At 29.3% G+C, this 23,535-nt stretch carries 19 protein-coding genes and 3 tRNA genes; 18 read left to right on the top strand and 4 right to left on the bottom strand.

Translation table 4 applies throughout. From position 1 onward, the window contains the following. Nucleotide 1: 1 nt before the first annotated feature. The 4 genes from AB5V95_RS01550 (at nt 2) to fusA (ending at nt 3,780) form a co-directional block, all read left to right on the top strand. A complete protein-coding gene (locus tag AB5V95_RS01550) occupies nt 2-583 on the top strand; it encodes a hypothetical protein (RefSeq protein WP_369085673.1) in 582 nt (193 codons plus the stop codon). A gap of 177 nt (nt 584-760) precedes the next feature. Next, on the top strand, nt 761-1,177 hold the full coding sequence (gene rpsL, locus AB5V95_RS01545; protein WP_027122640.1) for a 30S ribosomal protein S12: 417 nt from the start codon (nt 761-763) through the stop codon (nt 1,175-1,177). A 26-nt stretch (nt 1,178-1,203) separates the two neighbouring features. Further along, nucleotides 1,204-1,674: a 30S ribosomal protein S7 gene (rpsG, locus tag AB5V95_RS01540; RefSeq protein ID WP_027122639.1), complete on the top strand. Its 471-nt coding sequence runs from the start codon at nt 1,204-1,206 to the stop codon at nt 1,672-1,674. Nucleotides 1,675-1,686: 12 nt separating this feature from the next. Then, a complete protein-coding gene (fusA, locus tag AB5V95_RS01535; RefSeq protein ID WP_027122638.1) occupies nt 1,687-3,780 on the top strand; it encodes an elongation factor G in 2,094 nt (697 codons plus the stop codon). Between the two features lie 79 nt (nt 3,781-3,859). Here fusA and AB5V95_RS01530 read toward each other — a convergent pair whose 3' ends face one another. Together AB5V95_RS01530 and AB5V95_RS01525 are read right to left on the bottom strand one after the other, a co-directional pair. After that, entirely contained in the window at nt 3,860-4,741 is an 882-nt protein-coding gene (locus tag AB5V95_RS01530; protein WP_369085672.1) for an MSC_0882 family membrane protein, read from the bottom strand. A gap of 2 nt (nt 4,742-4,743) precedes the next feature. Further along, complete coding sequence (locus tag AB5V95_RS01525) at nt 4,744-5,355, bottom strand: hypothetical protein (RefSeq protein ID WP_369085671.1); 612 nt, start codon at nt 5,353-5,355, stop codon at nt 4,744-4,746. A 161-nt stretch (nt 5,356-5,516) separates the two neighbouring features. On the opposite strand from AB5V95_RS01525, the gene AB5V95_RS01520 reads away from it, so the two are divergent. Further along, nucleotides 5,517-6,449 carry an MAGa3780 family membrane protein gene (locus AB5V95_RS01520; protein WP_369085670.1) on the top strand — a complete coding sequence of 311 codons (933 nt, stop codon included), beginning with the start codon at nt 5,517-5,519 and terminating at the stop codon, nt 6,447-6,449. Nucleotides 6,450-6,483: 34 nt separating this feature from the next. Here the strand turns inward: AB5V95_RS01520 and AB5V95_RS01515 are convergent, their stop codons facing one another. Further along, nucleotides 6,484-6,954 (bottom strand): hypothetical protein, encoded by a 471-nt coding sequence (locus tag AB5V95_RS01515; RefSeq protein WP_369085669.1) that lies wholly within the window; start codon nt 6,952-6,954, stop codon nt 6,484-6,486. Nucleotides 6,955-7,067: 113 nt separating this feature from the next. Between AB5V95_RS01515 and AB5V95_RS01510 the strand changes: the two genes are divergently transcribed. The 13 genes from AB5V95_RS01510 to AB5V95_RS01450 all read left to right on the top strand — a co-directional run bounded on the left by AB5V95_RS01510 (nt 7,068) and on the right by AB5V95_RS01450 (nt 21,394). Next, complete coding sequence (locus AB5V95_RS01510; RefSeq protein ID WP_369086101.1) at nt 7,068-8,546, top strand: DUF1846 domain-containing protein; 1,479 nt, start codon at nt 7,068-7,070, stop codon at nt 8,544-8,546. A 130-nt stretch (nt 8,547-8,676) separates the two neighbouring features. Further along, entirely contained in the window at nt 8,677-9,174 is a 498-nt protein-coding gene (rplJ, locus tag AB5V95_RS01505; RefSeq protein WP_027122632.1) for a 50S ribosomal protein L10, read from the top strand. Nucleotides 9,175-9,197: 23 nt separating this feature from the next. After that, on the top strand, nt 9,198-9,569 hold the full coding sequence (gene rplL, locus AB5V95_RS01500) for a 50S ribosomal protein L7/L12 (RefSeq protein WP_027122631.1): 372 nt from the start codon (nt 9,198-9,200) through the stop codon (nt 9,567-9,569). Nucleotides 9,570-9,709: 140 nt separating this feature from the next. Next, a complete protein-coding gene (locus tag AB5V95_RS01495) occupies nt 9,710-13,300 on the top strand; it encodes a DNA-directed RNA polymerase subunit beta (protein ID WP_369086100.1) in 3,591 nt (1,196 codons plus the stop codon). Further along, nucleotides 13,300-17,694: a DNA-directed RNA polymerase subunit beta' gene (rpoC, locus tag AB5V95_RS01490; protein WP_369086099.1), complete on the top strand. Its 4,395-nt coding sequence runs from the start codon at nt 13,300-13,302 to the stop codon at nt 17,692-17,694. Before AB5V95_RS01495 ends, rpoC begins: the two co-directional genes overlap by 1 nt. A 161-nt stretch (nt 17,695-17,855) precedes the next feature. Further along, a complete protein-coding gene (rplU, locus tag AB5V95_RS01485) occupies nt 17,856-18,158 on the top strand; it encodes a 50S ribosomal protein L21 (RefSeq protein ID WP_027122628.1) in 303 nt (100 codons plus the stop codon). Between the two features lie 2 nt (nt 18,159-18,160). Continuing rightward, a complete protein-coding gene (gene rpmA / locus AB5V95_RS01480; protein WP_027122627.1) occupies nt 18,161-18,436 on the top strand; it encodes a 50S ribosomal protein L27 in 276 nt (91 codons plus the stop codon). A gap of 89 nt (nt 18,437-18,525) precedes the next feature. Beyond that, a tRNA-Thr gene (locus AB5V95_RS01475) sits at nt 18,526-18,601 on the top strand. 5 nt (nt 18,602-18,606) lie between these two features. After that, a tRNA-Leu gene (locus AB5V95_RS01470) sits at nt 18,607-18,690 on the top strand. Nucleotides 18,691-18,770: 80 nt separating this feature from the next. Further along, nucleotides 18,771-18,864: transfer RNA gene (locus AB5V95_RS01465), tRNA-Ser, on the top strand. Nucleotides 18,865-18,958: 94 nt separating this feature from the next. Next, entirely contained in the window at nt 18,959-19,828 is an 870-nt protein-coding gene (truB, locus tag AB5V95_RS01460) for a tRNA pseudouridine(55) synthase TruB (RefSeq protein WP_369086098.1), read from the top strand. Next, nucleotides 19,821-20,624: a YcsE-related riboflavin metabolism phosphatase gene (locus AB5V95_RS01455; RefSeq protein WP_027122625.1), complete on the top strand. Its 804-nt coding sequence runs from the start codon at nt 19,821-19,823 to the stop codon at nt 20,622-20,624. The genes truB and AB5V95_RS01455 overlap by 8 nt, the downstream gene beginning before the upstream one ends. A 47-nt stretch (nt 20,625-20,671) precedes the next feature. After that, on the top strand, nt 20,672-21,394 hold the full coding sequence (locus tag AB5V95_RS01450) for a TrmH family RNA methyltransferase (protein WP_369086097.1): 723 nt from the start codon (nt 20,672-20,674) through the stop codon (nt 21,392-21,394). Between the two features lie 14 nt (nt 21,395-21,408). Here AB5V95_RS01450 and AB5V95_RS01445 read toward each other — a convergent pair whose 3' ends face one another. Then, nucleotides 21,409-23,067 (bottom strand): hypothetical protein, encoded by a 1,659-nt coding sequence (locus AB5V95_RS01445; RefSeq protein WP_369086096.1) that lies wholly within the window; start codon nt 23,065-23,067, stop codon nt 21,409-21,411. Between the last annotated feature and the right edge of the window lie 468 nt (nt 23,068-23,535).

Below are 23,535 nucleotides of genomic sequence, written 5' to 3'. Positions count from 1 at the left end.
AATGAAAAGAGTTTCTAAATTATTATTAATGTCAGCGCCAACATTTATCATAATGCCAGTTGCGACTATTTCATGTGCGCCTTTGAATTCATTGAAATACAAAGCATTTAATGTTATTAAGACAACATTAATAAATTTAATTGGAGATGTAAATAAATATTTTGAAGAAAATAATGATCCTGATATTAAACAATTATTAAACGAATTAGAGCAAACATTAGATGAAATGAAGAAAACAGAAATTAATGAATCTAATCCACCAGAAAAATATATCAGTACATTGGATGCTAAAATTAATGATTTCATCAATCGCTTTATAAAAATAAAAGAAGATAAAATTAACTTAATTGTTACATATTTTGAAAAATTATCAGACGGTTATCAATATATTAAAGATGAACTATCAGAACCAAAATATATTAAAATAGCTAAAGAATTGCATAAAAATCTAAAAGAACAAATTGCTCCGACGATTGAGATGCCAAAAACTGAAATAAATGAAAAAATCGTAAAAATCGAAAAAATAATAAACGATGCGAAGAGCGAAAAAGAAAAATTAGATAATAAAGAAATACAAATTTAATAAGAATTTTTTATATATCATTTCTTAAATTTTTAATGGAATGATATATATTTTTTTAACCAAAATAAAAAAATAAAAAAAATTAAAAACACCGGCTTAGTTGTTGTATAATATACTAAGTATTTTAATAATTGCAAAATACCAAACATTAATATAAATTTTAGAAAGGAAATTACTATGCCTACAGTTGCACAATTAGTTAAACAAGGCCGTAAAGATAAAACATCAAAATCTAAAGCTCCTGCTTTAGGTAAAATGTACAACTCTTTACAAAAAAAAGAAATTGCTATACCTGCACCTTTTAAACGTGGTGTATGTACTCGTGTGGCAACAATGACACCTAAAAAACCTAACTCAGCTATTCGTAAATATGCTCGTGTTAGATTATCAAATACACAAGAAGTTACAGCTTACATTCCTGGAGAAGGACACAACCTACAAGAACACTCAGTTGTTTTAATTCGTGGTGGTAAAGTTAAAGACTTACCAGGGGTTAGATACACAATCGTTCGTGGTACACAAGATGCTGCCGGTGTTGATGGAAGAAAACAAGGTCGTTCAGTTTACGGAACAAAAAGACCAAAAAGTAATTAATTAAAGAAAGTTAAGAAAGGAAAAATATGTCAAGAAAACATAAAGCACCCGTTAGAGACGTTTTAGCAGATCCAGTTTTTAACTCAAAAATTATTACAAAATTAATCAACACAATTATGTTAGACGGTAAAAAATCTATCGCTGAAAACATCTTATATAACGCATTCGAAATCATTAAAAGCAAAACAGGAAAAGAAGCTATCGAAGTATTTAATGTTGCTTTAGAAAACATTAGCCCACAATTAGAAGTTAGATCAAGAAGAGTTGGTGGATCAAACTACCAAGTTCCTTGTGAAGTTAGTGCTAAAAGAAAACAAACTTTAGCATTAAGATGATTAATTCAATATGCAAGATTAAGAAACGACAAAACCATGGAAGAAAAATTAGCAAATGAAATTATTGATGCTTCAAACAAAATGGGTGGAGCAATCAAAAAACGTGAAGATACCCACAAAATGGCTGAATCTAACAAAGCATTTGCTCACTTTAGATGATAATAGGATATTTCTATGGCAAGAGAATATAAATTAGAAGATTACCGTAATATCGGTATTATGGCGCATATTGATGCTGGTAAAACTACTACAACAGAAAGAGTTTTATTCCACACTGGAAAAATCCACAAAATTGGTGAAACACACGAAGGTGCTTCACAAATGGACTGAATGGTTCAAGAACAAGAACGTGGTATTACCATTACTTCTGCTGCTACAACAGCTTACTGAAGAGGTAAAAGATTAAACATTATCGATACTCCAGGACACGTTGACTTTACAATCGAAGTTGAACGTTCACTTAGAGTATTAGATGGTGCTGTTGCTGTTTTAGATGCTCAATCAGGTGTTGAACCTCAAACAGAAACAGTTTGAAGACAAGCAACAAACTACAGAGTTCCAAGAATTGTTTACGTTAACAAAATGGACAAAATGGGAGCTAACTTTAAAGCTTCAGTTGAGTCACTTAAAAAATTATTAGGTGCAAATGCACACGCTATTCAATTAAACATTGGTGAAGAAGCTCAATTTAAAGGTATTATTGACCTAGTTGAAATGAAAGCTTTTGAATACGATGGAGAAGCTGCAGAAAATGCAAAAGAAATTGAAATTCCAGCTCATTTAAAAGACGAAGCTACTTTAATGAGAGCTTCATTAGCTGAATCTCTAGCAGATTTTGATGAAGAAATCATGGAATTATTATTGGCAGAGCAACAAGTAAGTGCTGAAAAAATGAAAGAAGCTATTCGTAAAGCTACACTAACAGCTCAATATTTCCCAGTTGTTTGTGGAACATCATTTAAAAACAAAGGTGTTAAATTAATGCTTGACGCTGTTGTTGATTATCTACCAAGTCCATTGGACATTCCAGATATGAAAGCATACAAAGGTGAAGAAGAAATTACTATCCCTGCATCTGATGATGAATTCTTCTCATCACTAGCATTCAAAGTTATGAATGACCCATTTGTTGGAAACTTAACATTCTTCAGAGTTTACTCAGGTGTTATTACCAAAGGTTCTTACGTATTTAACTCAACAAAAGGTGAAAAAGAAAGATTAAGCCGTATTTTATTAATGCACGCTAACTCAAGAACTGATATTGAAGAAGTTAGAACAGGTGATATTGCTGCTGCAGTTGGACTTAAATTCACAACAACAGGTGATACATTAATAGATGAAAAACACAAAGAGATTGTTTTAGAAAACATGAACTTCCCAGAACCAGTTATTTCACAAGCTATTGAACCAAAAACTAAAGATGCTTCAGAAAAACTTTCATTAGCTTTACAAAGATTAGCTGCTGAAGACCCTACATTTAAATACTACACAGACGAAGAAACTGGTCAAACAATTATCGCTGGTATGGGTGAGCTTCACTTAGATATTATCGTTGATAGATTAAAACGTGAATTTAAAGTTGAAGTTACTGTTGGGGCTCCTCAAGTTTCATACCGTGAAACTATTACCAAATCAGCTGAAGTTGAAGGTATTCACAAGAAACAATCTGGTGGTAAAGGTCAATATGGTCACGTATGAATTAAATACGAACCAAATCCAGATGGCGGTTTTGAATTTATTGACAAAATCGTTGGTGGTAAAATTCCTAAAGAATACATCAAATCAATTGAAAAAGGTTTACGTGAAAAAATGGACATTGGTATTCTTGCTGGATACCCTATGATTGACATTAAAGCTACCTTATTTGATGGTTCATACCATGAAGTCGATTCATCTGAATTAGCATATAAAATTGCTGCTTCTAAATCATTGACAAAAGGTCGTGAACAATTAGGTACAGTTCTATTAGAACCAATTATGGACGTTGCAGTCGTTGTTCCTGAAGATTTCTTCGGTGACGTTATGGGAGATATCTCAAGACGTCGTGGACAAGTTCGTGATAACGAAACAAGAAATGATGGAGCACACGTTATTAAAGCTTATATTCCATTGTCAGAAATGTTTGGATATGCAACTCAATTAAGATCTATGACCACAGGTCGTGGAACATACCAAATGTGATTCGATCACTATGAAAAATTACCACGTAACTTAGCTGATGAAATCATCAAAAAACGTGGTGGTAAAGTTTCAGTTGACGAAGACTAATAATAACTTAAAAATATGTAAGGCAAAACCTTACATATTTTTTTAAATTTAAAATCATAAAAGCAACGAATTGTTGCTTTTATGATTTTCTTTTGATAACGCCTTTTCAAACTAGATAACCAATTAAAAGTAAAGGTATTAAAAATACTATTGCGAAGATTACAAAATAACTTATTATTCAAGATTTATTTTCTTTTCTTCTGTCGTTTTTAACTGAATTTACAATTTCTATTACATTTGAACCTAGGTTATATTTAACTTCGTTAATTCTTCTTAAAAAATGTATTTGCGAAAAAATAAATAAAACTGTTATAGCACCAATTATAGCACCACCAATTATTAATAGAACAGTTACATTTTTAAAGGCACTTTCCATTATCTTTTCTAAATTAATAGAAATATTTATGCCTGATGCCTTTTCTATTTTAATTTCACCAGCTTTTCATAGACCATAAACAATTAAATTGAACAATCCATAGTATGTAATAAAGAAAACAAATAGTCAAATTCATCTTAGCTTATTTAAAACTAATGAACGATATGTTTCATATAAATGAAGTCCAACATTGGCATCGACTCTGTTTTTTTCATCTTTTAAAGATCTGCTAACTACTTTTATAGCATTCAATTTTATTGCGTATACGATGAATACAATCAATGAAAGAATTAATATCCCCCCTGATAAAATGTAATATCCTATACCATCTTTTTTATTTTCTGATTTTGCCGTAATTAAGAAATAGGTTAAAAGTACTCCAATGATTGATGCAATTAATACTGTGAATCAAACTAGAGAAGAAAATAATTTTGCGTTATATTCCCTCTTGAATATTTTCCTAATTGTCGCTCTTTTTTCTGGTGAAATTTCAACTTCATCGTCAAAAGTTAATTTCGGCGAATTTGTAACATTTGTTAATTCACTGTTTTCAGTTTGGTTTTTCTTTTTAAATAAATTGAACATAATTAATAATATACACCATTACTATTGTTTGCGTTTTGTGCAAGTTGATTTACTTGTAGGTTTCATAAAATATCTTGACTAACTGCTTTAGTTTTTGAAGATCCTACTAATGCTAAAATTACGCCAATAAATGTTAATATTGGAATAATAAAACCAAATCCTATCAATACATTTGCAGCGCTTAAATTTGAAGTTGCTGATTTCGCTAGTGCTTGAGTGTCTAAAGATAAAATTGGTATTGAAGAAATTTTTCTATTTATTTCTTTTAAACCTGAAATTGAAATCATTAATACTATTGGTAGTACAAATCCCATAATTAAAATAGATACACTTAATAATAGTAATAATCCTAAATAAATTTTAACTTCCATTTTTAGTGCGTTAAATGTTTCTTTAAAGTCGTTGAAACTACTTGATTTTGCAAAGATTTGTATTAGATAAAAAATTGAGTGTTTTGTATCTGATTTATTTCCAAATCTAAATTGATATAAAAGAACAACTGCTATTCATAAAGCAATAAATATTGCTGGAATAATAAAAAATATGATTGCTTTACGTTTAGTTGATGTTGCCTTAGATTCTAATGATCTTGCTAATGCGCTAAAATTATGCATTTATATTTTCCTTTCTAAATGTTTTTATATATTATATATAAAAGTATACAATGAAATAAATCTAAATATATAAATTCGCTTTAAATTAAGCTATTTTTTCATTAAAATTCTCAAGTTTATAAATTAGTTATGCTTTTTGTAAATTTATTATAATTTTAATCATGAAAACAAATAGAAATAATACAAAAAATTGCACACATAAAAAGATTGATTTTTTTCCGTTTATCTGCGATGATAAACTAAGATTAATGTCATTTTGAATGGGATTTTCAATGTTGATTTTGTGAGCAATTACATTTATTGCGTCTTGAATATCAGATTCTAATATGATTTGAAATGGAATAGCTAAATTATCAAAAGAAACTAAAGAAAACCTAATAAAAGCTAATGTTTATCCTTCTATATCAGGAGCCTTTTTACAAGTTAGATTTACATTTACATACATTAGCAATATTTGGATAGGAATAGCATTATTACTGTATGGTATTTTTCCTAAATATTTATGATCAAAAAGATTTTTATTTCTTTCTATAGTTTATATAACAATAACTTTCATTGGATTTTGAGGAGTTATTATTCCTTTTATATTTATAAATCCAGAGTTTTGATATCAAATACCGCTTAGCTGAAAAATATTAACCGTACCTGTACACTTTATTAACCCAGTGATTGCATTTGTGGCAATTATTCTGTTGAGAAAACGCATGGTAGTATCTAAAAAAACAATGAACCTTTCATTTTTAATGGTTTTAGGATATTATATTTTTACAATGTTAATTTTCTTTATTGGCGTAAAAGATGTTGATGTGTTTTTAAGTGATATAAAAATTAAAAACAGTGTTGGCCTTGATATATATTCGAAAATGCAGGTTTCAATTTATCCATTTTTAAATTTTAGAACACCGTTTGGATATGAAGGAAACAATTTATTTATTAAAATTATTTTAAATTTAATAATTCCAATTGGTGGAATAGCAATTTCATTTGCAGTTAGTTACTTTTGACAAAAAGTGCTTAAAATTAAGCTGTATGATAAAAAAATATTAAACGATAAAAACTTTCTTGAAGACAATATTTTGTTATTTAAAAAATAAAAGTGAGTGTTAATAAAGTCACTCACTTTTATTGCTACTCTTGATTGTTGGTTGTCTGAAAATCTCTGTTAAAGTTTGCAAAAGCATTTTGTTTTATAAATGGGTTATTTGCTTGAACATTTTGTGGCTCTTCATCTTTTCTGTTTTTGTGAATGAAAACACATAAAGAAATAAATGTTAATATAAATAGCCCTGGTATTAATAAACCAATTATTGCAATAACTCTTGCAACTTTATTGCGTTCATATGCTCTATCAATACTTAAAACAGTCATAATTAATGCTAATAAACCAAATAATGCTGTTAGGCTTAGTGAAGATCCTAAACCGATAACAAGTGGCAACGCTTCTTTGATAGATTGTTCAAATTGCTCTCTGTCATCAAATTTAAGCTCACGTTTTCAAGTCAAATATCCCAATACTGCAGTTGCTATTAATGATAAAATTGCTAATATCATAAAAGCTATGGCAAAACTTGCTGCAATTTTTATTCTTTTTCTTTGCATAATATTCCTTTAAAATTATTATATTGCTTTAATTATAAGTAATATTTCTTTACATAAAATCAAATTTAGTAAAATTAATTATAAATTATATTAACAATATAAGAGGTGCAATTATGGAAGCGTTTAATTTAGAAAAATATTTAAAAATCCAAAGTGAAAAAATTATTGAACGCATCAAGTTATTTAATAATCGTTTATATTTAGAATTTGGTGGCAAATTATTTGATGATTATCATGCAATGAGGGTTTTACCAGGTTATCATCAAAATACTAAGCTAGATTTACTTTTAAAATTAAAAGATAAATTAGAAATTATTATTGCCATTTCATCAAAAGATATTTTAAAAAATAAAATGCGTAGTGACATTGGTATTAGTTATGACAAAGATGTATTGAGATTAATCGATACATTGCGTGATTATGGCTTTTTAGTTAATAATGTTGTTATTACTCAATATAAATCAACAGCAACTATTGATAGATTTAAAGAAAAATTAGAAAAATTAGGCATTAATGTTGCCTTGCACTATCCAATTGATAATTACCCCAATGATCCTGATAAAATCATTTCTAAAGAAGGCTTTTATAAAAATGACTATATAAAAGTATCTAAAGAATTAATAGTTATAACTGCTCCTGGACCAGGCTCTGGAAAATTAGCGGTAGCTCTAAGTCAAATATATCACGAAAGTTTGCAAAATATATATTCAGGTTATGCAAAATTTGAAACATTCCCAATATGAAATTTATCAATTGAAGATCCAATAAATTTGGCATATGAAGCAGCAACGGTGGACTTAGATGATAAGAATTTACCTGATTATTTTTATTGAAAAAAATTCAATCAAATCGCTACTAACTACAATAGAGACCTAGAGGCATTTCCAATTTTAAAATCGCTATTAGATAAAATCTATAATAAAGAAATTTATTCATCGCCTACGGAAATGGGCGTCAATATGGTTGGCTTTTGTTTTAATAATATTGAAAAGTGTCATGAAGCATCTAAAAAAGAAATTATTAGAAGATATTACAAAGCTATGGTTGATTTTAAAAGAAGCAATGCTCATTATTCAAATATCACGAAATTAGAAGCAATAATTAAAAACAATAAAATTGACTTTTCAATTTTACCCTGCATAGCTAAAGCTAAAGAAATTGCTAATAAAACTAATTTACCAGCTACTGCAATTTATTTAAAAGACAATACTGTTATTTATGGAAAAACAACAAAATTAATGGGTTCAAATTCTTCAGCATTACTAAATGCTTTGAAATATATAGCAAATATTGAAGATTCAATTGATTTAATTGACCAAGAAGTAATTAAATCAATTCAAGAACTAAAAATCAATATTTTAAAAAATAAGAATCCCCGTTTACATATCGATGAAATTTTAATTGCTTTAACAATGAGTGCTAAAAATAATGAAAATGCAAAAAAAGCTTTGCTATTAATTGATAAATTAAAGGGTTGCGACGTTCATTCGACGGTAATTTTATCTAAAATTGATGAAGAAACTTTTGCAAAAATAGGTTTAAACTTAACTGAAGAGCCAATTTATGAAGATAATAAATTTTTCCACAAATAATTAAAAATAACTTATATCTATGATATAATAAGCACGCAATATATGAAGACAGTAACGGCGTAAGCTTAATAAGGTTACCAAGTATGTTTACTTATTTAGGATATTGCGTAAATTATATAGGAGGAAAAAAATGAGTGCTTTAAGAGATGCTAAAGTTTTAGTAGTTGATGAAATCGTTAAAAACTTAAACGAATCAAAAGCTCTATTTGTTGTAAATTACAAAACTCTAGACGTTGCTTCATTACAAACAGTTCGTAATGAATTAGCAAAATCAGGCGTTTTATTAAAAGTTTACAAAAACAGATTAGTTAAACAAGCTTTATCTCAATTAGGTAAAGAAGAATTAAATGCAAGTCTATTAGGACAAAACATTTATGCATTCGCTAAAGAAGATGATTTAACTTCGCTAAAAACTTTAGTTAAATTTAAAAAACAATTCCCAGCATTAGAACTAGTTGCTGGTATCTACGAAAACAAAGTAGTTGATGCTAAAGCATTAGACGAAATATCAAAACTTCCTTCATACGAAGAATCATTGATGATTCTTGGAAACTCATTATTATCACCAATCAGAAATTTAGCAATTGGTTTAAATGAGTTAGTTAAACAAGGAAAAGTATCTGAATAATAAAAAATAAAGGAGAAAATATTATGGCAAAATTAACAAAAGAAGAATTTGTTTCAGCATTAAAAGAAATGAACATTAAAGAAGTTATGGAATTAGTAGAAGGATTAAAAGAAGAATTCGGTATTGATCCTACTGCTGTTGTAGCTGCTGCTGCTCCAGCTGCTGCTGAAGCTGCTGAAGAAAAATCAGTATTCAACGTTACATTAAAATCAGACGGTGGAAACAAACTAAATGTTATTAAAGTTGTTAAAGACTTATTAGGTTTAGGATTAATGGATGCTAAAAAATTAGTTGAATCAGCTCCTGCAGTTCTAAAAGAAAATGCTAAAAAAGAAGAAGCTGAAGCTATTAAAGCTAAATTAGCTGAAGTTGGCGCAGAAGTTACTTTAGACTAATACAATCTTTGCAAAACGGGCTTTTATAGCCTTTTTTGCTTTTATTTATAATATGTGTGCATACGCGTATATAAATAGCACAAAAAAATATTGATATATTAAAAAAAATAAAATTTTAAAAATTACAAATGAGGTAAGATATGCTAAATAAATCTAAATATGAACTTAGAAAATTTGGACCGATTACTGAAAGAAGAGACTATTCAATAAGTCAAAAGAAGTTTGATACTCCTGACTTTTTAGAAATGCAAAGAGATTCAGTTGAAAAATTCATTAAACACGGGATTGAAGAAGAACTAAGAAACATATATCCAATCGAAGCTAACGGAAAAGTTAGAATAGAATATATTCATAATTCTGCGCACTTTGAACATCCTAAAAAATCTGAATTTGAATGCATTAAAGAAGCAAAACAAAAGGGGTCATCATATCAAGGAAAATTAAAAGCAAGATTAAGACAAATTAACATCGAAACTGGTGAAGTTGAAGATGCTGAAGTTGTTTTTGCCGAAATTCCTATTATGACTTATGGTGGTTCATTTATCATTAACGGATCAGAAAAAGTTATAGTTTCACAACTAATTCGTTCAACCGGGGCTTATTTTGGTTTAGGTGTTAGAAACAAAAATGCTAACGACCTATTTAACAAAGTTGAAATCATTCCACAATTAGGTTCATGAGTTGAAATTTATCACAAGGTAACTTCATCAAACCCTGATACGGTAAAAATTCATATCGACAAAAATAAATCATTTTTACTAACTGTGTTTTTAAAAGCATTAGGTTTTACTGAACAAGGTATTAAATCAATGTTCGGTTCAATTGATGTTTTAGAAGAAACATTTAGAAAAGATAAAATTGTAGGACCAGATTCAGAAGCTGTTACTAGAGAAGCTCAACAAGCTATCTATCGTTTAATTAGAAAAGGTGATCGTATGACAGCTGAATCAGCTCGTAATTTGATTCCTTCAACTTTATTTAACGAAAAAAGATATAACTTAACTGAAACAGGTCGTTTCACATTAAATCGTAAACTAAATGTTATCGAGAGAATCGCTAACTCATTTTTAGCTGAAAATATTTTTTCACAAGATGGTGAATTATTATATTCAAAAGGTGAGTATATTACATGAGAAATGGCTCGTAAAATTCATGAAGAGTTTAAACAAGGCGTTATCCCTATGTGAAGATTACCAGATGTTGAAGCTGACGTTTATGGCTTACAATTAGAAGAACAAGGTAATGAATCTTTATATGATCGTTTATCTGTTCCAAGAGTTTGAATTTATCCTACAGAAAATGATAAAAACCGTGATAATAAAGTACTAGTTTTAGGAAATGATCCTACCTCAACCGAAAACTTTTTATTAATTCCAGATTTAATTGCAACAATTTCATATTACTTTAATTTATTATCAAAAGTCGGAGTTGATGATGACCCTGATTCGCTAATAAATAAAAGAATTGTTACAATTGGAGAATTATTACAAAATCAATTCAGAGTTGGATTGATTAAATTAGAAAAAAACACAAAAGAAAGAATTTCAACAAAAGATATTGATAAAATTACACCTAAAAACGTAACAAATAACAAACCAATCTTTAATCAATTTAAATCTTTCTTTAATACATCTAAATTATCTCAATTTATGGATCAATGTAATCCATTGGCAGAAATGTCAAACAAACGTAGAATTACATCGTTAGGGCCTAGAGGTCTTAACCGTGATACTGCTCAATTTGAGGTTCGTGACGTTCACCCAACTCATTTTGGACGTATTTGTCCAATCGAAACACCTGAAGGTCCAAACATCGGGCTTATTCTTAACTTAGCATCGTTTGCTCAAATTGATAAATATGGATTTATTCAATCTCCATATTTTAGAGTTAAAGATAAGGTTGTTGATTTTTCAAAACCTATTTATTTAACAGCGATTGAAGAAGCAGGATATACTTTCGCTCAGTCAACATTACATATTCACAATAACAAAATAATTGATGAAAAAGTAATGGTAAGACGCGACAATGAATATATCGAGGTTAACGCTGAAGAAGTTGACTTTGTTGGTGTATCTAACCGTCAAATGACATCTATTGCCGCTTCAGCAATTCCATTTTTAGAAAATGACGATGCTAACCGTGCACTTATGGGTTCTAACATGCAACGTCAAGCTGTTCCAGTTTTATTCCCAGAAGCTCCATTGGTGGCGACTGGTGTTGAAGCTGACATTGCTAGATATTCATCAAGTAACATTAGAGCGTCACGTGACGGTGTTGTAAATTATGTTGATGCCGAAGTTGTTAAAATTACTCCAACAGGCGCAACAAAGAGTGATATTTACAATTTACGTACATTTGAAAAATCTAACCAAGGTACTTTAATTCACCAAGTTCCAATTGTTAAAGTTGGTCAAGAAATTAAAGCTGGTGATTTATTAGTTGATGGCCCATCAATGAAAGATGGGGAAATGGCATTAGGTAAAAACGTGTTAGTCGGATTTACCACATGACATGGATATAACTACGAAGATGCTGTTGTTCTATCTGAAAGATTAGTAAAAGATGATGTTTATACTTCTATTCACATCGAAGAACAAACTATTCAATTTAGACATTCAAAAGCTGGAGAAGACATTTTAACGACCGATATTCCTAACGTATCAAATGCGTCAAAACGTTTCTTAGATGATAATGGTATTGTTAGAGTTGGATCGGAAGTTAGTGCTGGTGACATTTTAGTTGGTAGAACATCACCAAAAGGTGAAGAAAACCCAACACCTGAAGAAAAATTAATGGGTGCTATCTTCGGTCAAAAAACTGCTTCAAGAAAAGATACTTCTTTAAAAGTAAAACACGGACATAATGGTACTGTTGTTGCTGTTGAAGTTCTTTCTCGTGAACAAGGCGATCAATTAGAAGACGGTATTGAAAAAATCGTTAAAGTGTCAATTGCACAAAAACGTAAAATTAAAGTCGGCGATAAAATGGCTGGACGTCATGGTAACAAAGGGGTTGTTTCAATCGTTTTACCAGTAGAGGAAATGCCATATTTAGAAGATGGCACACCACTTGATATTGTTTTAAACCCACAAGGTGTTCCATCACGTATGAACATTGGACAAGTTTTAGAATTACACCTAGGTTTAGCAGCTAAATCATTAAAAACTAAATTTGTTACACCAATTTTTGATGGTATAACACACAACCAAATTAAAGAGATTTTAGAAGAAGCAGACTTAAATACTACTGGTAAAACAGTAATATACAACGGTCAAACTGGAGAACCATTTGATAATCCTATTTCTGTTGGTGTTATGTACTATCTAAAACTTTACCACATGGTTGATGACAAAATGCACGCTCGTTCAGTAGGTCCATATTCATTAATCACTCAACAACCACTTGGAGGTAAATCTCAAAATGGTGGTCAAAGATTTGGGGAAATGGAAACATGAGCTATTGAATCTTATGGTGCATCAAATGTTTTACAAGAATTATTAACATATAAATCAGATAACATTGTAGGGCGTAATCAACTATATAACGCACTTGCTCGCAAGACTAAATTACCAAAACCAGGTATGCCAGAATCATTTAACGTTTTAGCATACGAATTACGTGGATTAGGTATTAAATTAGAAGCTCACGAAAAAAATGGCGATGAAGCAGATTACGATAGTGAAAGAGTTGATACTAAATACTATCAAGAATTTGAAGGGGGAGCAGAATAATGAAAAAGAATTCAAAATACGACTCACTAGATGAAGAAAGAATATCAAAAATATCATTAGCATTAGCTACTCCACAAGATGTTGAAAGCTGATCACATGGTGAGGTTACAAAACCTGAAACTATCAACTATAAAAGTTACAAACCAGAACGTGGCGGTTTATTTGATGAAATTATTTTTGGTCCAATGATTGATTATCGTTGTCCAGTTTGTGGATTCAAATACAAAAAAATAAATGAGGGAAGTTACTGTACAAGAACAGAATTATGTAAACAAGAACATGTTCAAATTCTTCCTAAAATAGCCCGTAGAAATCATATGGGTCATATTAAATTAAATAGTCCAGTAGTTCACTTTTGATATTTCAAAGTTGACCACTCAATTATTTTCAAATTATTAGGTTTAAGAACCTCATTACACGCAAGCGATACTGTTAAGCGTGAGGAATTAGAAAATCTAATTTATTACAAAAACCACATTGTTTTAGAAAGTGGCGGTTTAAAATCTTTACCAAAAAACCAAATTATCGAAATAAATGCTGCTGCTATCATTTACAAAGCTGCATTAGAAGAGTTATTAGAACGTTTCGAACCAGAAACTGAAGAATATGATGATATTAAAGAAACATTAGATTCGTTAGTTGAAAAAGCAACATCTAAAATTGGCCAAGAGTATGGTATTGACTTTTATGAATTAAATGAAGTTATAGAACACTATTCAGATGCCAAAATTGGTACTGGAGCATTAGCTATTGAATATTTATTAAAAAATCTAGATTTACAAAAAGAAAAACAATTTGTAACTGACGAAATTAATAAATTAAACAATGAAGAAATTTTAAACCCAGATAAGTTCGCTTCAACTGCACGTCAAACTCGTGAAAAACTATATAAACGTTTACAAGTAATTAACGCTTTTATTGAATCTAAACAAGATCCAACAAGTATGTTAATTTACAACTTACCAGTTATTCCTGCAGATTTACGTCCTTTGATTCAATTGGATGGTGGACGTCATTCAACTTCTGATATTAATGAACTTTACCGTAGAGTTATTATTAGAAATAATCGTCTACAACAATGACAAGATAAGGATGCTCCTACATTAGTTATTCAAAACGAACTTAGAATGATTCAAGAAGCTGTTGATGCTTTAATTGATAACCAAAGAAGATCACCAAATCCTGTTTTATCTAAAGACAACCGTCCATTTAAATCAATTTCAGACGCTTTAACTGGTAAAAAAGGTCGTTTTAGACAAAACCTACTAGGTAAACGTGTTGACTATTCAGGTCGTTCAGTTATTGTTGTTGGTCCTGGTTTAAAAATGCATCAATGTGGTATTCCACGTGAAATGGCTGCTAAATTATTTGAACCATGAATCATTGCGCGTTTAATTGAAAAAGAAGTAGCTACAACAATTAAAAATGCTAAGAAAATTATTGAAGATCAAAATCCAATTATTTGACCTCATGTTGCCGATGCAATTCAAGGTAGATTAGTTCTATTAAACCGGGCACCAACCCTTCACCGTCTATCAATTCAAGCGTTTGAACCTGTTTTAGTACGTGGGAAAGCTATTAGACTTCACCCATTAGTATGTACTCCGTTTAACGCTGACTTCGATGGTGACCAAATGGCTGTTCACGTTCCTGTTTCTGAACAAGCTTTATTAGAATCACGTGAATTAATGTTGGCTAATAAAAATATTTTGGGACCTAAAGATGGTGAACCTATTATCAACCCTTCACAAGATATGATTTTAGGTTTATACTACTTAACTATCGAAAAAGCAAATGATCTTGGAGAAGGTAGAGTATTTGATGATTATGACCACATGATAAGAGCTTTAGAAGCCAAAAAAGTTTCATTACATGCTAGAGTTGCTTTACCAGCTAAAAAAGTTAAATCATCAAAATTGATTAATGCTCACGAAAAAGATCAGTATATTATTTCTACTGTTGGTAAATTCATTTTTAACAATGTATTTCCTAAATCATTCCCATTTATTTATGACAATAAAGTAAATAAAGCTAATTCATTAGAAGACTATAATCAAGCATTTAATGCTAAATATGTTGTGCCAGCAGGAACAAATATTCGTGACTATATTAAATTCGAATTGCCAATTCAAGAAGCATTCAACAAAAAGAATATAGCAAAAATTATTAGATATGCATTTGATAAATATGTTGCAACAATTTCAATGGCAGACGTTGCTAATGCAGTTGATAAGCTAAATATTTCAGATGCTGATGATAATGCTTTAGTTGAATATATTAACTTAAAAACATACGAAAATAAAAAGATTGAATATGAACATGCTGTTCTATTAGCTCAATTTACTGTTGAAGAAATTAAGAAAATTGTTAACTCTAGTCCAGATAGATATAATGGTTCAAACCATCCTTTAACAGCTGAAGAAAAAGCTAAAATTCTTGATGGTGTTTGATTTAAATATACCAATATTGTTGCATCTATACTAGATGAAGTAAAACAATTAGGATTTAACTATTCAACTGTTTCGGGTATTTCTATATCGTTTTCTGATATTTTGGAAACTGATAAAAAAGGTGAATTGATTAAAGAAGGTGATGAATATATCGCACAACTTAAAAATTACTATAACTTAGGTTGAATTACTGATGATGATAGATATTCATTAACTATTAAAAAATGAGCTGAAATTAAAGATCAAATTCAAACAGATTTACAAAGAATTATTAAAGAAAACCCACAAAACCCAGTTATTACTATGATTAACTCAGGTGCCCGTGGTAACATTTCTAACTACGTTCAATTAGCCGGTATGCGGGGATTGATGGCAAATAACACCAAAACCACAAAAGCCGACGCCAAAAACGACCGTGTTGTTAGATCTACTGTTGAAGTTCCGGTTAAATCTTCATTTATTGAAGGTCTAACTGCGTTTGAATTCTATTCATCTACCCACGGTGCACGTAAAGGTTTAACCGATACCGCTCTTAACACCGCTAAGTCAGGTTACTTAACTCGTCGTTTAGTTGACGTTGCTCAAAATATTGTTGTACGTCAAGAAAACTGTGGTTCTGACTATGGTTATATTGCAAGAAACATTGTTGACACTAAAACAAAACAAATAATTGTTTCATTAAAAGAAAGAATTGTTGGTCGTTTCACAAATAAACCAGTTATTTCTGAACAAGGTGTAGAAATTTGCGGAAGAAACACTTTAGTAACTGAAAAAATTGCTCAAAGAATTGTTTCAGAAGGCATTGAGGAAGTTGAAATTAGATCAATTTTAGGATGCAACACCAGAAATGGTGTATGTAAAATGTGTTTTGGTAAAGATTTAGCAACTAATAGAATTGTAAATATTGGTGAAGCAGTAGGTATTATTGCTGCTCAATCAATCGGTGAACCTGGAACACAGCTAACCATGCGTACTTTCCATACAGGTGGGGTTGCTGGTGTTGAAGATATTACCGGTGGTTTCACTCGTCTAATCGAATTAATTGACGCCCACGAACAACCTTGAGGACGTCCAGCAGTTATTTCACCATATAAAGGTGAAGTTGTTGAAATTGAAGTCGACGAAAAAGATTCAAACCAATATTTAATTACAATTAATTCTGAAAATAAAAATGGCAAAATCATACCAAGAAAAGTTTTTGTAAACACACTTAAAAAATTAAGAGTAAAAGTTGGTGATTTTGTAAGAATAGGTCAAAAACTATCAGAAGGACCAATTATTTTAAGAGAATTACTAAACTTAACTGATACTATTACAGTTCAAAACTATTTATTAAAAGAAATCCAAAGAATTTACCGTATTCAAGGTATTGCAATTTCTGATAAATATATCGAAATTATTATTCGTCAAATGATGTCTAAAATTGTTATTTCAGAACCAGGAGACTCTAAATTCTTTGCCGGAGCAATTGTTGATATATTTGATTATCAAGAAGAAAATGGTCAATTATTATCAAAAGGTTTAAGACCTGCTTATGGAAAAGTAGTAATTAAAGGTGCTAAACAAGTTCCATTATTGTCAGATTCATTCTTAGCTGCAGCTTCATATCAAGAAACAAGTAAAATCTTAGTTCATGCTGCAATTTCTTCAAGATCAGACACCTTAAGCGGATTAAAAGAAAATATCATTGTTGGTAAGAAAATTCCTTCAGGTACAGCTTTATATCCTTTTGAAGAACACTCAAAATATGATATTAAACCTTCAATTAACTACTTTAGATCTGCTGAAGTTAATGCTGAAGAAATCACTTCTGATGCAATTGATATTGATGCAATCACAAGTGAATTATTAGAAGAAGACTATAGTCCAGAAGATGAAGAAATCGTTGCTACCGAAGAAGAATACAACGACTCAGATGAAAACGATTTCAGCAATAATGATTAATTAATTTACTAAATAATAATTTATTAAAAAAGTGCCTAATTATAGGGCGCTTTTTTTAATTATGTTGTATAATATATGCGTTACTTATAGAGTAACCATACTAAAAAGGTTTTAAACTATTATAGTACCTTCAGGATGTGACAAAATATAAGGAGGCTTAAATGTTTGCAATTATCGAAACTGGCGGAAAACAATTACTTGTTAAAGCTGGCGATGTTATTTACATCGAAAAAATCGAAGGCAATGAAGGTGAACAAGTTGTATTTGACAGAGTTTTAGCTCTAGATGATCAAATTGGTGCACCTTTCGTAGAAAAAGCTTCTGTTTTAGGAACTATCGAAAAACAAGGTAAAGCAAAGAAAATCGTTGTTTACAGACACAATGCTAAATCAACACACAAACGTAAATTAGGACACCGTCAACCATATACAAGAGTTAAAATCTCAGAAATCAAGGTTAAATAGTTATGGCACATACGAAATCAGGTGGAACAACCTCTAATAGTAGAGACTCAGCCGGTAGAAGATTAGGCGTTAAAGCTACAGACGGTCAATTTGTAACAGCAGGAAGCATTATCTATAGACAAAGAGGAACAAAAATTTTCCCAGGCAACAACGTTGGACGTGGAAAAGACGATACTCTATTTGCTTTAATCGATGGAATTGTTAAGTTCGAAAACAGAATCAACAGAAAATTCGCTTCAGTTTATACTGAAGAAGAATTAGCTAAAAAAACTAAATAGTTTTTAAAATGGCATTTTAGCCATTTTTTTATTTATTTTTTAAAAAAATAAATAAAATTCGTTATAATAATAAAGCATTAAATGCAAATGCCGTTTTAGCTCAGTTGGCAGAGCAACTGACTTGTAATCAGTAGGTCGTAGGTTCAAGTCCTATAAACGGCACCATATACGCGCGAGTGGTGAAATTGGCAGACACGTTAGTTTTAGGCACTAATGCCTTCGGCGTAAGGGTTCAAGTCCCTTCTCGCGTACCATTTCAAGGAAACTTGTGAATAACAGGATTTCTTGTTTTTTTTATTCATTTTCACAAAATAAATATACAATAATAATAATTGGACAATTACCCAAGAGGCCGACGGGAGTAATCTCGAAAATTACCAGGGAGCCAAAAAGTTCCCTCGAGGGTTCGAATCCCTCATTGTCCGCCATATAACAATAATCGCTCTAAAGGCGATTTTTGTTTATTTTTAAGCTATTTATTATATAAATAAAAAAATTTGGTAGTATTTACTTGGTGATATCATGTTTTATAAAATAAATAAACCTAGAGGCATTTCAAGTTTTAAAGCTATTAAGAAATTTGCAAAAGAAAATAACATTAAAAAAATCGGTCACGGAGGAACATTAGATCCTTTAGCTGAGGGATTGTTAATAGTTGCAACCAATCACGATACTAAAGCCCTTTCTTATCTTTTAGCTGATACTAAAAGCTATTATGTTGAAGCTACATTACATCAATATTCAGCTAGTTATGATGAAGGTGAAGAAGTCTTTAATATAGAGAATTATGAAATGATAGATGAGCAAACTATGCTTAGTGCCTTAGATTATATAAAAAATCAAACCGAGCAAATTCCACCAATATTTTCAGCAAAAAAAGTAGATGGGGTCAGAAGTTATTTATTAGCTAGAAATAATAAAGAAGTCGAGTTAAAGCCTTCAAAAATCGAGATATTAGATCTTGAATTGATTGATTTTGATTATGAAAAGCAAAAATTTGCCATAAGATGCAAAGTGTCAAAAGGAACTTACATTCGTTCATTGATTCATGATATAGGTTTACATTTAAAAACTGATGCCGTAGTCAATATTTTAAGACGCGAAAAAATCGGAAATATTGAATTAAATAATAATAAAGAATTTGAAGAAATTAATAACCTAAATAAACTTTTTAATGTAAAATTATATGTGCTAAGCGAAGGAGAGCTGAAACTCCTTGCCAAAAGCAAAGAACTATATATAAAAGAGTTGCAAAGCTTTTGTGGTAATTTAATTTTTACGTATTTAAACCGAATAATAGCTTGAGGAAACATTACCGATGGTCATGTGATTATGGCCAAGGTATTTTGTGCCCGCATCGAAGCTATCCTGAAGGGAGAAAATTATGACTAAATACAAAATGATTGTTTTTGACATTGATGGTACATTATTACCATTTGGTGTTGAAGATTTAAGTCCTCGTATGAAAGAAATGTTTGAAAAATTAAAACAAAATGGATACATTAATGTTTTATGTTCTGGTAGAGATATTTTCACTGTTGGTAAACAAATAAATAATCCATATGTAGATTATTTCATTGGTGCAAATGGTACATTTATTTTAGATTTAAAAACTAATGAGTATATTTTTGAAAAAACCATTGAATACAAAGATTTTATTAAATTTAGAGAATATGCAGAAAATAATAAGCTAGCCTTTTCTTTTGTTGGAAATAAATGAGGATATTACAATGATTTATTCAATATTGATCACTGATTTTACCGTCCTTTTAAAGATAAATTTATATCTGAAAAAGAATTTGAATCAAAAGAAGATAAAAACTATTTAATTACAGTTAGTTCAAAAACTCCACAGGCTTTAGGAGATGCTTTAGCAAAATTCTTTGAAGAAAACAACATGGATATGTGAGTATTGGCTGTGTGAGCTGGTGGTGTATTTATTTCAGCTAAAGGCATTACTAAGGCAACAGGTCTAAAAATTCTAGGTGATTTATTAAATGTCACATTAGATGAAATGGTTGCATTTGGTGATTCTGAAAATGACATTGAAATGTTAGAAGAAGTAGGTTTAGGAATTGCTATGGGTAATGGCGAAGACGTAACTAAAGACGCCGCTAAAGAAATTTGTTTACCAGTTACAGAAGATGGACCATATTTCAAACTTAGAGAAAAAGGATTTTATGAATAAGACGTTAATACGTCTTTTTCTTTTGTAAAATTATATAAGAGGAAAATATGTTTATATCAAGCACAAATAATCCAAAGATTAAAGAGTATAAAAAATTAAAAGAATCAAAATATCGCAAAGAAAATAATACATTTTTGATAGAAGGTTATCATTTAGTTGAAGAAGCAAAAAAACAAAAAATATTACTTGAAGTTTTTGAAGCTACCGAAAATCCTAAATACCCTTTTTCAATTCAAGTTACTGATGCCGTTATTAAAGAACTATCATCAACTCAAACCCCTCAAAAAATTGTTGCTGTATGTAAAAAACCAAACAAAAAAACTAACAAGCCTAAAAAGATTATCGCTTTGAATAATTTACAAGATCCAGGCAATGTGGGGACAATTATAAGATTGGCTAAAGCTTTTGACTTTGATTCAGTTATTATTGAAAATTTAGATGCATATAGCGATAAAGTTATTCGTTCTAGCCAAGGTGCTTTTTTTGAAACTAATATAATCGAATGTAGTAATTTAAAAAGTGTTTTGTTAGACTATAAAAAAGACAACTATACAATTTATGGAACTTTGTTAGATAAAAGTTCTAAAAAACTTAACGATGTAGAATTTTTAAATGAAAACATCATCATAGTTTTAGGCAATGAAGGCAATGGAATCAGTAATGAAATTAAACAAATTTGCGATATAAATATTTATATTCCAATTGCTTTCGAAAGTTTAAATGTTGCTACTGCTGGAGCAATTATTTTAAATAAAATTTATAATGGATAAAAAAAACCGATCTGTTAAAGATCGGATTTTTTATTGTTTTCATTTTCAATAATTTCACTTTCATTATCATTTTCATCTGAAACTGCTTCAAATAAAAAATTAGTATTGTATTTTTTTAAAAACTTGCTAAAGTATTTTTTAACTTTTTTAAATATTTCCCCGTCGGTATTTTTATTCTCTGAACATATGAAAATGACCTTTTTTAATTCATAAGAGTATTTAATAAAAATCCACTCATCTTCATTTTCTAAAAATATTTTAGCAATGCATTTTTCCTTTTCTTGACTTAAATGACGCAAGTCATCAAGTCTTTTAATTTCTAAAGATGAAATATAATTTTGCACAAATAATTTTGTTTCAAACGCTTGAATATTTTTGATTGCGCAAGGGATTGAAAACTCTTTAATTACTGGACAATTAAAATTACCAATATTTGTACTTGTTATATCATCAAGGTTCATGCCCTGTGTTTGATAGTAATTTAACATATTTAATATTAATGAAGTAATTAAATAAGGGTCAGATAATTTCGTTTGATAGCTTGATAAAATCACATCATTTTCTTCATTAAAGAATAGCAATGAATCTAAGTTAAAATCATTATCTTCCATTTTAAATGATTCGCTATAATCAATATTATACTTTTTCGTTATTTGACTAATTAAATTAGCATTGGTTGCATTAGTTGACCTTACACTTGTGATTTTATTGAATTTTAAATTAGTATTTTTAATTCGATTAATAAATATTAAATAATTGGCAATTAGTATATTTATATCAATAAGCTTGTATTTAGCTGAAAATAAATCGCTTTTTATTCTGCTATAAAAATAAACTCTCTTATGATCGTATGAAAATTTCAAAAGGTAATTAATATTGTTAATTCAAGGATTTTTTATTTTTGAAATGGAAATTTTATAAGGCTTATCTGCTGGAAATTTTTGATTTATGACTTTATATTGCAAATCATTTTTACCAACTATTTTTTTAAAAAACGAATGAGTTAAATTATCATTTATAACACCTATTTTTAGTAAATTATTTCCTTTGCTTAAATAATTTCTATTTACTATATCATCAGAATATTCGTTTAATAGTTTCTCAAAATTTAGAACTTGGCATTGATCATTAAATAGCTTAACATCCTCAATCTGGATTTGATCATTTTCTCTAGATAAATACTGCATTATTTTTGGATTAATTGTAAAACCATTATTATCATAAAGAGCAATTGAATATTTATTGTCATATGTATATTTAGATATATAAATAGCAAAATCAATGTTTTGTGTTTTTTGCATAGTATATTTTAAAAATGACTGGCTGATAGGCTCATTATTATGCATTTTAATTACTTCTAAATTAAAAGCTAAAAACACATGCGACATCTTATCTAAAAATGCGTTAATTAAATTGCTATTATTATCACTAATTAATAAAATCTTGCTATTTGGCTTATTATTTTTAACTACTTTTGCAAAATTGTGAGCTAGTATGATTAAACTAATCTCATTAATTTTATTTAAACCAAAGCCAAGTGATGAAATGAAGTAATTTTTAATATAAGGCATATATTTATTAAAGTCTTCTTTATTTGCTAAATAACTTTTTAATATTAACTTTTGATCTTTTTTATTGTTATAGTATTCTAATCATTTTTTTATATCAATCATATTAACCTCATTTATAACCTAAATTATAATTTACAAATTATAAAATAAATATTTTATTTATCATTAATATTGAAATAAAACTAAATAGATTTATTTTTTGAAAATCTCATTTTGTTTTGTTAATTGTTTTATTATTATCGGTGCTAAATAAAAAAGTTAAAAAAAATTCCTAAAATTCCTTAAAAAAGTGAAAAAATACAAAAAAATAGCTTTTTTAACAATTTTTATCGTATTTAATAATATAATTGATTTGTCTCTATCTAGAGACATCCCTTATATAGTTTTATTATTTAAATGTCATTATCATTTAATAGTTTAACTAGTTTTAATATTTTCAAAAGTCGTAGTAAACCAAATCTTTATTCATTTAATATTTTTCTAACTGAGCCCCTTAAGGGCATAAATATTAATAAATAATGCGACCTAACTGAGGTTAGGTCGTTTTTTTATACTTTGCTTTTAAATATC

The sequence above is a fragment of the Metamycoplasma spumans genome, from assembly GCF_041026625.1.
In the GTDB taxonomy this organism is placed as follows: Bacteria; Bacillota_I; Bacilli_A; order Mycoplasmatales; family Metamycoplasmataceae; genus Metamycoplasma; species Metamycoplasma spumans.
Note: the sequence above shows the minus strand (reverse complement) of the source record. Positions and strands in the feature narration are given on the sequence as shown.